Source organism: Halomonas sp. EF61 (assembly GCF_040147045.1).
Lineage (GTDB): Bacteria > Pseudomonadota > Gammaproteobacteria > Pseudomonadales > Halomonadaceae > Halomonas > Halomonas litopenaei.
Map to the genome: position 1 here is coordinate 539386 of NZ_JAMSHM010000001.1, position 15178 is coordinate 554563.

At 63.8% G+C, this 15178-nt stretch carries 14 protein-coding genes; 3 read left to right on the plus strand and 11 right to left on the minus strand.

Translation table 11 applies throughout. From position 1 onward, the window contains the following. Positions 1-23: 23 nt before the first annotated feature. Genes NFI08_RS02255 through NFI08_RS02265 form a run of 3 tightly spaced genes read right to left on the minus strand, consistent with a single transcriptional unit; the run spans position 24 to position 2491 of the window. On the minus strand, positions 24-1379 hold the full coding sequence (locus NFI08_RS02255) for an ATP-binding protein (RefSeq protein WP_349586874.1): 1356 nt from the start codon (positions 1377-1379) through the stop codon (positions 24-26). After that, positions 1376-2053 carry a winged helix-turn-helix domain-containing protein gene (locus NFI08_RS02260; protein ID WP_349586877.1) on the minus strand — a complete coding sequence of 226 codons (678 nt, stop codon included), beginning with the start codon at positions 2051-2053 and terminating at the stop codon, positions 1376-1378. Before NFI08_RS02260 ends, NFI08_RS02255 begins: the two co-directional genes overlap by 4 nt. 48 nt (positions 2054-2101) lie before the next feature. Next, on the minus strand, positions 2102-2491 hold the full coding sequence (locus tag NFI08_RS02265; RefSeq protein WP_349586880.1) for a PepSY domain-containing protein: 390 nt from the start codon (positions 2489-2491) through the stop codon (positions 2102-2104). 167 nt (positions 2492-2658) lie between these two features. Here NFI08_RS02265 and NFI08_RS02270 point away from each other — a divergent pair, with 167 nt between their 5' ends. Both NFI08_RS02270 and NFI08_RS02275 read left to right on the plus strand, forming a co-directional pair. Continuing rightward, a complete protein-coding gene (locus tag NFI08_RS02270; protein WP_349586883.1) occupies positions 2659-3138 on the plus strand; it encodes a PepSY domain-containing protein in 480 nt (159 codons plus the stop codon). After that, on the plus strand, positions 3128-3481 hold the full coding sequence (locus NFI08_RS02275; RefSeq protein ID WP_349586886.1) for a hypothetical protein: 354 nt from the start codon (positions 3128-3130) through the stop codon (positions 3479-3481). The genes NFI08_RS02270 and NFI08_RS02275 overlap by 11 nt, the downstream gene beginning before the upstream one ends. Positions 3482-3515: 34 nt before the next feature. On the opposite strand, the gene NFI08_RS02280 is transcribed toward NFI08_RS02275, so the two are convergent. After that, positions 3516-4361, minus strand: coding sequence for an ion transporter (locus NFI08_RS02280; RefSeq protein ID WP_349586888.1), 846 nt, complete (start codon positions 4359-4361; stop codon positions 3516-3518). A gap of 221 nt (positions 4362-4582) precedes the next feature. Next, positions 4583-5806 (minus strand): 4-hydroxybenzoate 3-monooxygenase, encoded by a 1224-nt coding sequence (gene pobA / locus NFI08_RS02285; protein ID WP_108450165.1) that lies wholly within the window; start codon positions 5804-5806, stop codon positions 4583-4585. A 172-nt stretch (positions 5807-5978) separates the two neighbouring features. Here pobA and NFI08_RS02290 point away from each other — a divergent pair, with 172 nt between their 5' ends. Beyond that, on the plus strand, positions 5979-6911 hold the full coding sequence (locus NFI08_RS02290; protein WP_108450166.1) for a helix-turn-helix domain-containing protein: 933 nt from the start codon (positions 5979-5981) through the stop codon (positions 6909-6911). A 155-nt stretch (positions 6912-7066) separates the two neighbouring features. Here NFI08_RS02290 and NFI08_RS02295 read toward each other — a convergent pair whose 3' ends face one another. The 6 genes from NFI08_RS02295 to NFI08_RS02320 all read right to left on the minus strand — a co-directional run bounded on the left by NFI08_RS02295 (position 7067) and on the right by NFI08_RS02320 (position 14923). Next, complete coding sequence (locus tag NFI08_RS02295) at positions 7067-9106, minus strand: CocE/NonD family hydrolase (RefSeq protein ID WP_349586892.1); 2040 nt, start codon at positions 9104-9106, stop codon at positions 7067-7069. A gap of 138 nt (positions 9107-9244) precedes the next feature. Continuing rightward, complete coding sequence (locus NFI08_RS02300) at positions 9245-10546, minus strand: ATP-grasp domain-containing protein (RefSeq protein ID WP_108450167.1); 1302 nt, start codon at positions 10544-10546, stop codon at positions 9245-9247. Between the two features lie 379 nt (positions 10547-10925). Next, positions 10926-11945 (minus strand): IS110 family RNA-guided transposase, encoded by a 1020-nt coding sequence (locus NFI08_RS02305; RefSeq protein WP_108450237.1) that lies wholly within the window; start codon positions 11943-11945, stop codon positions 10926-10928. Between the two features lie 141 nt (positions 11946-12086). After that, positions 12087-13376: a TRAP transporter large permease gene (locus NFI08_RS02310; protein ID WP_349586897.1), complete on the minus strand. Its 1290-nt coding sequence runs from the start codon at positions 13374-13376 to the stop codon at positions 12087-12089. Continuing rightward, entirely contained in the window at positions 13366-13893 is a 528-nt protein-coding gene (locus NFI08_RS02315; protein ID WP_108450169.1) for a TRAP transporter small permease, read from the minus strand. Before NFI08_RS02315 ends, NFI08_RS02310 begins: the two co-directional genes overlap by 11 nt. A 4-nt stretch (positions 13894-13897) precedes the next feature. Next, the gene (locus NFI08_RS02320) at positions 13898-14923 is read right to left on the minus strand and encodes a TRAP transporter substrate-binding protein (RefSeq protein WP_108450170.1); all 1026 of its coding nucleotides are present in this window, start codon (positions 14921-14923) and stop codon (positions 13898-13900) included. Between the last annotated feature and the right edge of the window lie 255 nt (positions 14924-15178).

Consider the following 15178-nt stretch of genomic DNA (forward strand, 5'->3'; position numbering starts at 1 on the left):
AGGGACACCGGCACAACGCAGGCTTACTCGGCCGGCGCCTTTTCCAGCAAGCCGCCGGGCAGCGTGACGCTTACCCTCAGTCCACCGAGCGCCGCGGGATCCAGGGTCATCGTGCCGCCGTACAGTGACACCAGTTCCTCGACGATGGAAAGCCCCAGCCCACTGCCGGGGCGGCGCTCATCCAGACGCACGCCGCGCTTGAGTACCGCCTCACGCTCTTGCGCGCTCATGCCCGGACCGTCATCTTCCAGCCGCAGGCGCACGCTGTCCCCCTCGAGCCAGAGATCGAGCTCGACCCGGGTGCGCGCCCAGTCGATGGCGTTCTCCAGCAGGTTGCCGGTCAGCTCCTGCAGATCGTTGGGATCGATGCGCAGCGCCAGCCCATCCGCCACGCGGGTCTCGAGACGGATACCGCGACGCGTTGCCAGCCGAGACAGGCCGTCCAGCACCGGCGCCAGCACCCTGGCCAGACGTACCCTGGCGGCCAGGGCGGCGCTGCCGACGGCGCTGGCACGGGCCAGGTGGTGGCGCACGGCAGCATCGATACGTCCTAGCTCCTGGCGCATCCTGGCTCGCTCGGTCTCGGGAAGGCGTTCCGCCTGGGTCATCAATACGCTGACCGGCGTCTTGAGCGCGTGGGCCAGATTGCCGGCGGTGGCGCGACCGCGCTCGATCAGCCGCCGGTCATGGTCGAGCACCTCGTTCATGGTCACCGCCAGTTCCGCGAGCTCGGTCGGCAGCCGGGTATCGAGGCGCTCCCGCTGGCCGCCCTTGACCGCCGCCAGATCCGCGTGAAGCGACCTCAAGGGCGCCAGCCCCCAGCGGATCTGCAGCGCCAGACCGGTCAGCAACAGCACGCCGAGCCCAAGCAGCGACAGCCATAGCAGCCATTCGAAGCGTGCCACTTCGGCATCGAGCTCCTGACGGCTGACCGCCAGGCTGACGTGAACGGGGTGGGGATGTCCCGACAGCCTGAGGGAACGCTCGACCAGCCTCAGCCGCTGCCCACGAGGCCCTTCGATGGTACGCCAGACGGTGTCCGGGGAGGCGGTGATCGGCAGGCGCTGATCCCACAGCGAACGCGAGCCCCGGGAAAGGCGCTCGCCGTCGCTGATCTGCCAGTACCAACCGGAGAACACCTGATCGAAGCGCGCATCGCCGAGACTGTCGTTGACCACCAGGGCACCGCTCTGGGGGTCTCGATCCAGGGCCGCCAGCAGCACCCGGTGCATCGACGACAGGCGTTCGTCGAACGAGGCCGAGGCGGATTCGCGAAAGCTGTAGGACAGCCCACCGCCGACCAGCGGCAGGATCACCAGCACCAGCACCAGCGACGCCAGCAGCAGCCGCCGGGTCAGCGAACCGCGCGGCGGCGTCACGGCGCATCCTCTCCCGCCGGGGTCACCAGGCGATAGCCCTCGCCGCGCCGTGTCTCGATCCGCTCGCTGCCCAGCTTGCGCCGCAGGCGACTGATCTGGACGTCGATGACGTTGGAATCGGGTTCATGGTCACGGTCGTAGACGTGCTCGGCCAGCTCGGCGCGACTGACCACCCGCTCGCGGGCGTGCATCAGGTAGGACAACAACCGTGACTCCTGGGCCGTCAGTGCCACCGGCCTGCCGGCCAGCGTCACGGCCCCCGTGTGGGTGTCGAAGCTGAGCACCCCGGCGCTGAGCACAGGGTGGGCGTGGCCGTGGCTGCGGCGCACCAGGGCCCGCAGCCGAAACATGACTTCGGCGGTCTCGAAGGGTTTGGTGACGTAGTCGTCGGCCCCGGCAGAAAAGCCCGCAGCCTTGTCGGACCAGCGCTCTCGCGCGGTCAGCACCAGTACCGGCAGGTCGATGTCGTCGTCGCGCCACTGGGCCAGCCAGCGCGTGCCATCGCCATCCGGCAGTCCCAGGTCGAGCACGACTGCGTCGTAGCGCTCGGTGCGCAGCAGAAAATCCGCCTCGCCTCCGGTCGCCGCGACTTCCACCAGCAGCCCGCCTTCCTCAAGGGAGGCCGCGAGCGCTTCGCTCAGCGCCTGGTCATCCTCGACCAGCAGAATCTTCATGCCACGCCTCCTCCGGCGTCATCCCTGTATTGCGGTGATCCCCGCGGGCTAGTCGGCATCGCGCGGCGCGGGGCGCTGCATGGCATCGATGCCGACCCCTTCGATGCTCAACAGCTCACCACTGCCTGCGTCGAACTCGAACTCCACGACCTGTCCCTGGGCGCCGACCAGTTCGATCTCGTAGAGGATTCTGCCGTCGTCACGTTCGAGCTCCACTTCGAGCACCTGCCCGTCGTAGCGCTCATCGAGCCAGTCCAGCAGCGTCGGCAACGCCACCAGCCGGCCTTCACGCACCTCCTGGTGCAAGTCACGCCAGTCGTCATCCGCGCTGGCGAAACCGATTCCCAGCGACTCGCTCGCCAGTGCCGCGAGGCTGACGTCGTCGCTCGGGCGCGGGGCCTGGGCCAGGCTCGCGGCCATCACGGACGTGCATAGCAAGAAAAGTGTCTTGGAGGTCATGAGGCGAAGTCTGACCCACTGCAGATGAATGAAAGATGAACGATCCCGTCAGGCTGGCGACAGGTCCCCCCTGCCAGGATGGTCCCACTCGCCGAGATCACCAAGCACACGGTGAGCTTACCTCAACAGCGAATGGAGTCCCCAGCATGAACAAGACTGTCACCCTGAGCCTGGCCGCCCTGACCTTGAGCGGCACCCTCGCCACCACCGCCATGGCCGACGATGAAGCGGTCAACCGGGAGGAGATCGACCGCCTGCTGGCCAGCACCGGGGAGTACGGCTTCACCCACTACGATGAGCTGGGTATCGACGACGGCGATCGTTTCGAGGCGGAAGGCTGGCGCGACGACGGCTGGCGCCTCGACGTCGACATGGACCTCAGCGACGGCAGCCTGCTGGGCGAACACCGGCGCCAGAGCGAGATCCCGACCTGGAGCCTCAGCGGCGACGATGTCGGCACGGCACTGGACGCCGCCCAGTCGGCCGGCCTGGAACTGTTCAGCTCGCTGGATGTCGACCGTACAGGTGATATCGAGATCGAAGGCTACGACGCCCAGCACCAGGAGCTCGAGGTCCGTCTCGATCGCCAAACCTTTGACGTGACCGGAGTCCAGCATGACGACTGATCATTCCTTCAGCACCGACGACTACCAGCACAACGCCGCCTGGAGGGCGGCGTCCCGTTGGCAGCAACGCGCTCGCCAGGCACGCCCCGCCCGCCGGATGGGTGGCTTCAAGCTGGCTCTCGCCACCCTGGTCGGCGCCGTCACCCTGGTGCTGGCCACCATGATGGCCCTGGTGCTGAGCCTGGTGGGACTGGCGCTGATGCCGCTGGTGCGTCACCGCATGAAGAAGCGCATGGAGGCCTACCGCGCCGATCATGCTGACGACATCACGCCGGGGGTGACCACCCGAGCCCCCGGTCAGGACGATGCCCGCGTGTGGGAAGGCCAGTATGAGGTCAAGTGAAGCACCCGGCGGGCGATGCAGCGACGAGTGCGCGTCACTCGCGCGGATCGCCTCCCGGCAGCCGTTCGGGACCGGGCTCGGGCACCTGATCAGACCCGCCTGCCCGGTCTTCGCGGGCAACCTGCCCGCTTGACGGGGCGTCGCTGCTCCCATCGAGTGCCCCCCTCAGGGCCACCACCTCGGCCTTGAGTTCTCGCACCTCGCGGTGCAACTCTCGCAGCATGTCTCGATTGATCCGATGCAGCCGTTCGGACTCGTCCTCCTGATCATCGATGAAAAGTGAACCGACGTAGGCCGCGAAGCTACCGAACAGACCCACACCGGCCACCATCAACAGCGCCGCCACGACCCGTCCCAGCGACGTCACCGGATAGTAATCGCCGTACCCCACCGTGGTGACGGTGACGAAGGCCCACCACAAAGCCTCTTCGGCGGTATCGATGGCGCTTTCCGGGTTGGGGCCTTCCACCACCAGGATCACCACCGAGCCGAAGATCAACAGCAGTACCGTGGCCGAGGCCACCGAGGCGAAGATGCCCTTGGCCTTGTTGCGAAACAGCAGGTTCCAGATCAGGTGTACCGACTTGATCGCGCGCAGCATGCGGATGATCTGCACCACGCGCACCAGACGGCCAGCCATGAAGAAGCTCACCGGGATGCTCGCCAGCAGATCGATCCAGCCCCAGCGCATAAAGCGCCACTTGCTTTCCGCACGGTGGAAACGGATGCAGAAGTCGGCAAAGAAGAAGCCGCAGACCACCAGGTCCAGCTTGAAAATCAGGTCATCGACCTCCGGCGGCAGGTCATTCAGCTCCTGCACCGCCATGGCACCAAGCACGTAAAAGGAGAGGATCAGAATCAGGATCTGAAATGGAGTCAAGCGCTCTTGTTTCATGGGGTTCGACATCGACCGGGAAGCAGAATCACGACCTTACGCGATGCACCGGAAGCTGCCTAGCGGCAGGACACGCCCCGAGCCCTCACCAGGTCAACGTCGACCCCATTGCACCTTTCCCTGTCGATGCCCCGATGTCGGTATTGCCCCTGACCGAGAGCCGCTTTTCCCTCGCAGGTCCCTCGCCGGCAGATACCTCTATGACGCTACTCCAGGGGTTCGTAGGGCAGCCCCACGTAGTTTTCGGCGATGGTGGTCAGGCCCGCTGTCGAGCCGGTCAGATAATCGAGCTCCGCCAATTGCATGCGCGCCTCGAAGTCTTCCTCGTCGCTGAAACGATGCAGCATCGACGTCATCCACCAGGAGAAGCGCTCGGCCTTCCAGATACGCTTGAGGCACACCTCGGAGTAGCGCGGGATCAGATCGCTGCGCCCTTCGTTAAACACCTTCACCAGCAGGCGATACAGGGTGTTGACGTCACTCGCCGCCAGGTTCAGCCCCTTGGCACCGGTGGGCGGCACGATATGGGCGGCGTCCCCCACCAGAAACAGGCGACCATACTGCATCGGCTCGACCACGAAGCTGCGCAGTGGTGCGATGCTCTTTTCGATCGAAGGTCCCGTCACCAGAGTCTCGGCCACGTCATCCGGCAGGCGCCGTTTCAGTTCGTCCCAGAAACGCTCATCGGACCAGTCCTCGACCTTCTCATCGAGGCCCACCTGCACGTAGTAGCGGCTGCGATTCTCCGACCGCATGCTGCACAGGGCGAAGCCCCGCTCGTGGCGTGCGTAGATCAGCTCATCGGTCACCGGTGGCGTATCGGACAACAGCCCCAACCAGCCAAACGGATAGACCCGCTCGAAGGTCTTCAGACGCTCCTGCGGGATCGATTGGCGTGACACGCCGTGGTATCCATCGCACCCCGCCACATAGGCACAGCGCAGACGGTACCCCTTGCCTTCATGCTGAAAGGTGAGGGAGGGCGACTCGCTCTCCAGATCATGGGGGGTGACGTCGCTGGCCTCGTAGTAGCTGATACCGCCTTCTCGCTCGCGTGCTTCCATCAGGTCCCGGGTGACTTCGGTCTGGCCGTACACCATCACCTGCTTGCCATCGGTGTGCCCCGCAAGGTCGACGCGTACCCGGCGGTTGTCGAAGGCAAGCTCAAAGCCGTCGTGGGGCAGGCCCTCGGCATCCATGCGTTGGCTGACGCCGGCTTCACGCAGCAGGTCGACCATGCCCTGCTCGAGCACCCCGGCACGAATACGTCCCAGCACATAGTCGCCGCTCTTGCGTTCGACGATCACATTGTCGATCCCGGCCCGGCTGAGCAGTTGCCCCAGCAGCAGTCCGGAGGGCCCGGCCCCGATGATGGCGACCTGGGTCGTGAGTTCACTATCGATACGCTCGGGGGAAGATGTTGTCGTCATGGTGGCTACCTCGTCAGCGGAACGTTATGGTTATGCCTTGTATTTTTCGCTGAAACACCACCCCAGATAAGGCATATTCCTCGCCACAAACTGGACTTTTCGCGGAATCTACCCTGACATTTGTCGTAGTCACGCTCAATCACCCCCCCGGCAACCGCCAGGAGCGCAGACCATGAACCCCGAGACCCCGTCCACCACGATATCGTCAGCGGTTCCCACCTTTACCCTTTACGGGGAAACCGGTAGCTGGCCGACCCCCGACCTGCTGCACTGCGAGTCCATCGCCGAACGCAGTCGGCTTCACGATTGGCGCATCCATCCTCACCGCCACGTCGACCTGACTCACCTGCTGCTGCTGTACGCGGGCGAGGTCGAACTGCAACTGGAAGACAGCCGACAACGGCGGGCCGCCCCGCTGCTGATCCTGGTGCCTGCGCTCACCATTCACGGGTTTGCCTTCGCTCCGAACATCCAGGGCCACATCCTGACCCTGGCGGCACCGCTGGTCAGCCACCTCGAGCAGGTACTGCCGGACGCCAGCAGGGTCTGGCGCAGCGCGGGAGTCACTGCACTAGCCGACGCCAGACACCGACTGCAGGCATTGGTGGAACATATCGACGGGGAATACCGACGGCCGGCGCGGGACCGCGACGTGCTGCTCGACGCCTTGATCCAGGCGCTGACGGTGGAAGCGGCTCGCCTGGCGACGCATCCGGCCACCCGGGCCAGGTCTGCCGTGAGCACCGATCCCGGCCACGGCCACCTGGCCCGCTACCAGACACTGATCGAGCGGCGCTTTCGCCAGCAGCCGAGCATCGAGGAAATGGCGCGCGAGCTGGACATCAGCGCGGCCCACCTCAACGCCCTGTGCCGGCGCCTGGCGGACCAAAGCGCCCTGGCGGTGCTGCACCAGCGTCTACTGCTCGAAGCCAAGCGCGAGTTGACCTATACCAACCTGACCATCGCCCAGATCGCCGATGGCCTGGGATTTTCCGAGCCCGCCTATTTCACCCGCTTCTTCAAGCGGCTCAGCGGAGTGGCTCCCCGCGACTTCCGCCGCCGCCAGTTCCATCGTCAAGGCGACGGATCGCCAAGCTCGCCCTAGGCGCTGTCCGAAAAGTCGACGAGCGAAGGTTAGACAAGGCAAAAATCGGTGAGAAAGCGCAGTTTACGGGGTGTAAATGAGTATTTTGACCGGGCTGGCGTACCAGACGATTTTTAACGCCGTATTACCGAGCGCAGGCACTTTTCAGACAAGCCCTAGACCAGATCCCGGGGGAAGACCTCATCCCAGCTTCGCGAGAAGATTCGAGTATCGCCCTGCCAGGCGTCCAGGGTGGCACGCACCCGAAAGCTGTCGGCGTCGCTGGTCAGCCGAGTGCGGGTCAGGGTGTGGATCTCCCAGTCCCCCCGGCGGAAGGTACGTTGCCACTCGGTCCAGCCGGTAACACTGTCGTAGTTGCCGTAGGAATAGCTGTAGCGCTCGGTCACCGAGCCGGAGATGTCCAGCGCGATATCGTCCAGCCGGTAGCTGCCCTCGTCGTGGAACACCTCCAGTGTGGTCTGGTCATTGGCCAGATCTCGGATCACCTTCCAGCTTTCCTGGGAAGGCTGCAGCAGCGTCTTGGCCAGCGGTGGCGCCCCTTCCGGCTCCTCGAAGGGGCGCAGAGCCGCTTCTTCCGCCGGCCTGGGGACCCTGGTCGGCAGCACCAGGCGACAGGCACCAGGCCACAGTGTCAGGCGTACCGGCCTTGGCGCAGGCCATACCAGCGGCCAGTAGCTGGTCGAGATCGCCAGCCGGATGGCGTGCCCCGCCGGAAACTGCTGGGCAATATGCTTGAGACACACCGTCACGCGGTAGCGGCGCCCCGGCACCAGAGGCTCCGGGTGTTCGTCGCTGTCACGATGGGTCAGGTTGAGCACCCCATAGGACACCCGTGTCGCCTTGTCGTCTTCGGCGATATCGACAAGACGCAGCGCCACCATCGCCACCGGCTGGTCGGCGGACAGTTCCAGCTGCACCGATGGGGCACCACAGATTTCCAGATCCTGCTCGAGCCGGGGCGTCTGGAAAATCAGGGCGCCGCCGTCCTCGTCACGCTGGTCGTGAGGCAGATCCGGCGGTGCGTTGTAGGAACACCACTTGCCGGCATACAGGCCCACCGACAGCGGCGAGCGGATATCCAGGCTCTCGTCGTCATCGCCGTCCTTCGCGTCGGTGCCGTCCTCGCCACGCAGGTCATGTCCGCTGGTCAGCCGCCAGCTCCGGGACATGATGTGGGGAGAGGGCCAGCTCGGCTCGGCGACCCAGCGACCGGGACGAGCGCTGTAGCGCGCCGATGGCGGCATCGATTGCTGCATCCAGACCCTCAGCATCGGTTCGTCCATGATCCCGGTATCCTGGTCCTTCAGCCAGTGGTCCCACCACCGTAGCCCTTCCTGCAGGAAGCCGATGGCCGGCCCCGGTACCCCGAGGTGGGGGTACTTGTGAGCCCAGGGGCCCACCAGCCCCTTGCGTGGCGAGGTCAAACCGGCCAGCAGCCGGAAGACGGCGTTGCAGTAACCATCCGCCCAGCCGCTGATGGCGTACACCGGCACCTGGATACGGCTGTAGTCCTCGCACACCGAGCCATGTTTCCAGTAGTCGTCACGTCGCTGGTGCTGAAGCCAGCGCGAAAGCCAGAGGCCGCTGCCGTCCAGGCGATCGAGCCACATCCTGAACCAGTCGCCACCCACCAGCGCCGGGTCGGGCGGGATGGCATTGCCATCGAACATGGTCGACGCCCAGGAAAGATTGTCGGCCAGCAGGCAGCCACCCATATGGTGGATATCATCGGCGTAGCGGTCATCGGTAAAACAGATGGTGATGACCGCCTTGAGCTGCGGTGGGCGCATGGCGGCGATCTGCAGGCCGTTGAAGCCCCCCCAGGAAATACCGACCATGCCGACACTTCCCGTACACCAGGGCTGGCGTTCCAGCCACTCGAGTACCGCCACCCCGTCGTCCAGTTCCTGCTGCAGGTACTCGTCGGTCAGTACGCCATCGGATTCGCCGGTGCCTCGGATATCGACGCGAACCCCGGCATAGCCATGCCCGGCCCAGTAAGGATGCACCTGAGCGTCTCGCTCCGCGGTCAGGTCACGCTTGCGATAAGGCAGGTACTCGAGGATCGCCGGCACCGGATCATCGTCGGCGTCGACCGGCCGCCAGATACGGGCAGCCAGACGCGTGCCGTCGGCCAGTAGAATCCAGGTTTCCTGCTCCATCACCTTGCGCGGAAAATCGCTGACCACCCGCATCGTCGCTCCTTGCACTGGCTTCAAGCTCACCCTGTCGAGATCGCCCTGTCCATACCGCGCTGCCGAGATCGCCCTACCCCTGCAACCTGGCCACTCCAGCGCTCTCGGTGACGCTCGGTACAGCGGCGGCGCGCCGACTCAACTATCGATATCGCCGAATGCGAAGGTCAGTCGGGCCGCCAGTTGCTGATAGCGACGAAGCAGCGTCTGATAGTCGTCGCCCCCCATCCAAATATAGGCCAATGCAAAGCTGTAGCTATCCTGTTCTGGCAGGCTCGACAGACGCTGCCCCTCCTCCACCTGCAGACTGATCACCGTGCCGGGGTAGTCCTGTTCGAGTTGTGCGAGGGTCTGCGCCGACGGAACCCGTTCGACGGTGGCGTCATGGAAGAACACGCGGTAGAAGAACTTGGCCGCGACCGCGTAGGCGCCCTCCCGGTGGGGCAGTCTCGGACGCTGCCCCAGCGCCAGGTCCACCGTCACCTGCTGATGGCTGATCCCGTCGACCTTCTCGAACAGGTCGCAATGTGACTGGGAAATGCGTGTGTTGATCTCGAGCAGCCAGATGCGATCCTGGAGTTCGTCCCAGAAAAACTCGACGTTGAACGCGGATTGATCGAAGCCGGTGCGGGTCATGACCAGGCGGGTGGCGTCGATCATCTGCTGCTGAACCCTTTGTGGCAGGGCCGAGGGGTACAGATAGTGGAAGAAGCTCAACACCCCTGGGTAGCGAATCGAGTCGACCACACCATAGACCACGACCTCGCCATCGTGGACGTAGCCTTCCAGCGTGCATTGCCAGCCGCCGATGATTTCCTCGGCCATGCAGTAATGGCCATCGATCGCCGCGATCTCCGGAGGCAGGTTGGCCTGATCCAGCACGCTGTTGAACGGCTCGGCGATGGAACCGATCTCCGCCTTCAGACGGTCAATGGCAAGCGCAAAGTCTTCCGGCGTCTCGATGCGAAAACCGAGCCGTGAGCCCGACGACTTGATCGGCTTGACGAAGAAGGGAAAGGACAGCCCCGCCGCACCGATCTGACCCAACGCCGCATCGTCGAAGGGGTCGAAGGCGGTGAACCCGGGGATGTACTGCGGCACCACCTCGCGCTGAACGCAACGGCTCCAGTACTTGTGCTCACATTTCAGCAAGCTTTCCAGCGACGTCGATCGGGTACCGAATCGCTTGCACAGGATCGGCAGCATGGTGGATACCGGAAAATCCATATAGCCGATGATCGCGTCTATCGGCCTGCCGAATCGGTCCAGGGTCTGGCCGGCTTCCTCGAGCATCGCGGGAATATCGAATTCCTCGGTGTCATAGACCGCCTCCGGCGCAATAATTCGGTGAAAGCGCCATTCTTCGGCACCCTTCAAGCGCAGCAGACGCTCATGATTGTCATCGTTCAGCCCCACCACAAAAATATTGCGCGCACTCACGTCAAGCCCTCGCGTCATTACGATGGTGTCACGCTGCAAGCTTAGTGAAACGCGCCTCCCACAAAGGCTCATATTGGACTAGAGCGCCATATCAGAAACCTCATCCAACCGACATTAAATGCATCAAAATGTATGGTCAGCCTGGCTTTTGCAACGTGGATCTACGACATTGACAAAGTGGGCTTGCGCCAATGTATTCGGGCTCTCGATGGGCACGCATCACTGGCGCCCGGCCCTCGATGAGAAGCCGCGCCTGTCCGACCTCAAAAAAGCCTCAGCATCAATGTGCTGTTTTTGTTGTCAGGTTCTCGGACAGGCAGTGAGCCGTTTGTCGTCATCGTGATCCTACGCCGCAAAACCCGTGACAGGGTATCTCCTCTCAGGCGAGTGTCGCCCCCGGCGATGGACGGAACTCACCCCCTTTGGCCAGGATCGCCCAGGCGATTCTGGCCATCTTGTTAGCCAAGGCACAGGCCACAACATTCGAATGCCGTCGGCAACCCAGTGCTCTCAGCCAGTCACCTAATTGATCGTTACGCTGATCCTGGCGCTGCATCACCGCGCGGGCACCCTGCACCAGCAAGCGTCGTAGATGGCCATCGCCGCGTTTGCTGATACCCAGGAGTCGCGGCTTTCCGCCGGTTGCGTACTGGCGAGGCACTAGCCCCAGGGCGGCGGCGAACTCACGCCCCGAACGGTAGTGCGAGGCATCACCTACCGCGCCGACGATGGCGCTGGCCGTGATGGGTCCGATTCCTGGCACCGTCATCAAGCGGCGGGCACCATCGTTACAGCGGGTATGCTGCTCGAGCGTTTTCTCGAGAACCGCGATCTCGTCACTTAGCCAGGTATAGTGCCCTTGGAGGCGTTGAGCCAACGCCACGAAAGCGGGTGGCAAGCCTTCCAGATAGCTCGTGAGACGACGGATCGCCGCATGCCCGACCGGCAAGGCCACCCCGAATTCGAGCAGGAAGCCGTGCAGGCGATTCATGATCGCGGTGCGTTCGGCGACCAGCCCTTGGCGAGTACGGTGTAGCGCACAGAGGATCTGCTGGTCTTCGCTCTTGATCGCTGCGAAGCGCATGGCCGGACGTGAGGCCGCTTCGCAGATCGCCTCGGCATCCACGAAATCGTTCTTGTTGGTCTTGACGAAGGGCTTGACGTACTGGGGCGGAATCAGCCGTACGTCGTGCCCTAACGCCTGGATCTGGCGGGCCCAGTAATGGCTTCCGGCACAGGATTCCATGACCACCCGACAGGCAGGCTGCTGGGCCAATTGCGACAGCAGTTTCTGGCGTGACAGCGCCTTGCGGAACAAGGGTTTGCCGTGGCGAGTTTGAGCATGCAGATGGAAGCTGCGTTTGCCCAGGTCGATACCGATGATGGCGGGAGCGGTCATGAGCGTGGTCCTCTGAAAAGAAGAAGCCCAGCAAGCATAGCCTGCTGGGCTTCGAGGTCAGGCTGACCATCTCATTAAAGCCCGCCGTATGGCGGGCTTGGGGTGAGCTGAGCGTAATACTGGCCGCCGCTTGGATGCCGACTACAGCAAAAAGAGGGTGCTCAAGGTCGGGAACAACAGCAACAGAGCCAGGCGCACAAAGTCAGACACGATAAAGGGAGAGACGCCTCGGAAGATCTCTCCCAGTCCCACATGGGGCGCCATGGCCTTGATCACGAAGACGTTCATCCCCACCGGGGGCGTGATCAGCCCCAACTCGACCGTCAGCACCGTGACGATGCCAAACCACACCGGGTCGATACCCAGGCTCTGAATGATCGGGAACACCACCGGCACCGTGATCACCAGCATGGCGATCGAGTCCATGAACATGCCGAGCAGGAAGTACATGGCCAGGATGCACAGCACGACAACGAAGGGCGTCAGCTCCATGGCAAACAGACTGTCGCTGATGGAGAACGAGATGCGTGAGAGCGAAATGAAGTAGCCCAGCGCCTCGGCACCGACCAGCATGAAGAACACCACCGCCGACAGCGCCAGGGTCTCCTGGACCGCAGACCACAGCTCCTGTGCACGCAGCCCCTTGACCAGGGCGTAGATCAGGGTGGCAAAGGCACCGACGCTGGCCCCCTCGGTGGGAGTGAAGATGCCCAGGTAGATGCCCAGGATCATGACCAGGAAGACCGCGAAGAAGGGCACCAGCCCGCCGAGCGAGGCAAGCTTCTCGCCCCAGCCCGTCGCTTCCCCTGCCACCGCCAGATCCGGCTTTACCCGCATGACCACGCTGACGGTCAGGGCGTACAGCACCAGCCCCAGGAGCCCGGGCACCAGACCCGCCATGAACATGTCACCCACCGACTGCTCGGTCAGGATGGCATAGATCAGCAGGGCGATACTGGGCGGAATCATGATGCCGAGGGTGCCGCCCGCGGCCAGCGCCCCGGTGGCCAGGCCACGATGGTAGCCATATCGCTCCATCTCCGGCAGGGCCACCCGGGTCATGGTGCTGGCGGTGGCCAGAGAAGATCCGGAAATCGCCGAAAAGACGCCACAGGAGCCGACGGCGGCGATCGCCAGGCCGCCCTTCCAGCCACCGCAGATCACCCGAGCCGACTGGAAAAGCTTGCCGGCCATGCCAGAATGCGCCGCCAGCACGCCCATCAGGATGAACATCGGAATCGCGCTGAAGCTGTAGTTGGACAACACCTCCACCGGCACCGACTTCAACATCGATACCGCCGCGCCTAGATCGATGATCGAGGCAAAACCACCGACACCGACCAGCAGCATCGCCAGAGCTACTGGCACCCGCAGGATCATCAACACCAGCAACAGCAGCAGCCCGAACCCGCCGATCGTCTCAGTCGCCATGGGACACCTCCGCACTCTGGCCGAACAGCGCCCCCAGGAGCGCGTGCAGCAGGCTGCGCAACGCCAGCAGAGCACTGAGCACTGCAGCGACAAGATAGATCGGCCCGAGCGAGATCCTCAGGTCCTGGGTGACCTCGCCGTACTCGACAGCGGCGTGGGCCGCACCCACCAGGCCCGTCGCCAGCACCCCGCCAAGCACCGCAAAGCCCAGCAAATAGACGCCATGCAGGCGCGCTGCGATGGACGCAGGAAGACGGTGGGAAAAGGCCTCGACCACCACCTGGCTCTTCTCCACGCTGGCCGACATGGCCGCCAGCAAGGCAAACAGCATCAGGTAGCTGATCAGTTCGACGCTACCGAAGACCTGAAAGGAGATGGCGCCATCGGTCAGACGCTGCAGGTAGCGTGTCACCACGTCGGCGATGGTCACCGCCAGCATCAGTATCAGACAGCCGCCCGCCACCCAGCGACAGACCAGGGCCAGCCAACGGCTGGCCCCTTCCAGAAAGGGTTGCATGGCGTCACTCCGTCCCGGCGCAGCTTTCACGTGCCGCCAGCGCCGCCTGATAGACGTCATGCGCCTGGCTCAAGCCGCGCTCCTCGAGTCCGCTCAGGTAATCCTCGATGCCCTGCTTGAGCGGCGGTGCCCAGTCGGCGTTGTCGAGGGGCGCATCGACCACCCGAATGGTGTGACCGGCATCCACCGCTTCCTGGCGCCCCACCTCGTCGATGGCGTGGAACACCTCCCCCGCATTGAGTGCCCACTGCATGCCGGAGTTGGCATCGATGACCGCCTGCTGCTCCGGCGTCAGCCGATCGTAGGCACGCTGGCTCATGGTCGCCACAAAGATCAGCGAATAGAACGGCACTTGGGTGTGGTATTCGACCAGTTCGTTGATACGAAATCCCTTCATGCCTTCCCAGGGAAAGCTCAAGCCATCGAGCACGCCCCGCTGCATGGAGGTATAGATATCCGGGGCGGGCATGCCTACCGGGCTTGCCCCCATGTTTTCGAGGATATCGCCTGCCACCGCGGTCGGGCGACGGATTCGCAGCCCTTCCAGATCAGCCGGTACCTGGACGTCGGTATCCACGGTATGGATGTAACCGGGACCGGTGGTGAACATGAACAACACGCGAGTGTCGTCGTACTCTCCTCCCAGGCCGCCATCGTCGTGCAGGGTCTGCAGAATGCATGAACCCTGTATCGCAGAATCGGCCACCCCGGGGAGCTCGACGATCTGCGACAGCGGGAAGCGCCCGGCGGTATAGCCCTGAGCGGTGGCACCGATATCGGCGATGCCGTTTACGGTCGCCTCATAGATGTCGTCAGCCTTGGCCAGGGTACCGGAGGGAAAGACCTGAACACGCAGATCACCGCCGGAGTCTTCCTCCACCGCCTTGGCCCACTGCTCGAAGATCTCGGTATTGATACCAGAGGCACCAGGCCAGAAGTGGGCCATGCGCAGCGTGGTCGCCGCTTGAACCGAGGCACAGGAAAGGGCCGTCAGGGATGCGGCCATCAGGCACGCGAGGGGGGTCTTCATGGGGATCCTCCGGACTTTATCGTTATCGGCGACGCGCGCTCATTATTGGTCTCTCGCTCGACACCGTTTCCGGCAACTCGACCAGCGGCGCTCGTTCGCATAGTGAACTTCTGTTCGTTTTTTCAGTTCAAAAGATAAACTACCTGGCCACACAACGAAAAGCGACTTTGGTCTAGCGGAAGGCCTCCACCGACGGGAACCAGGCTCTCTTCACCAGAGTGGTGCCAAGGATGCGACTTCTCTAGAATTGTGCTT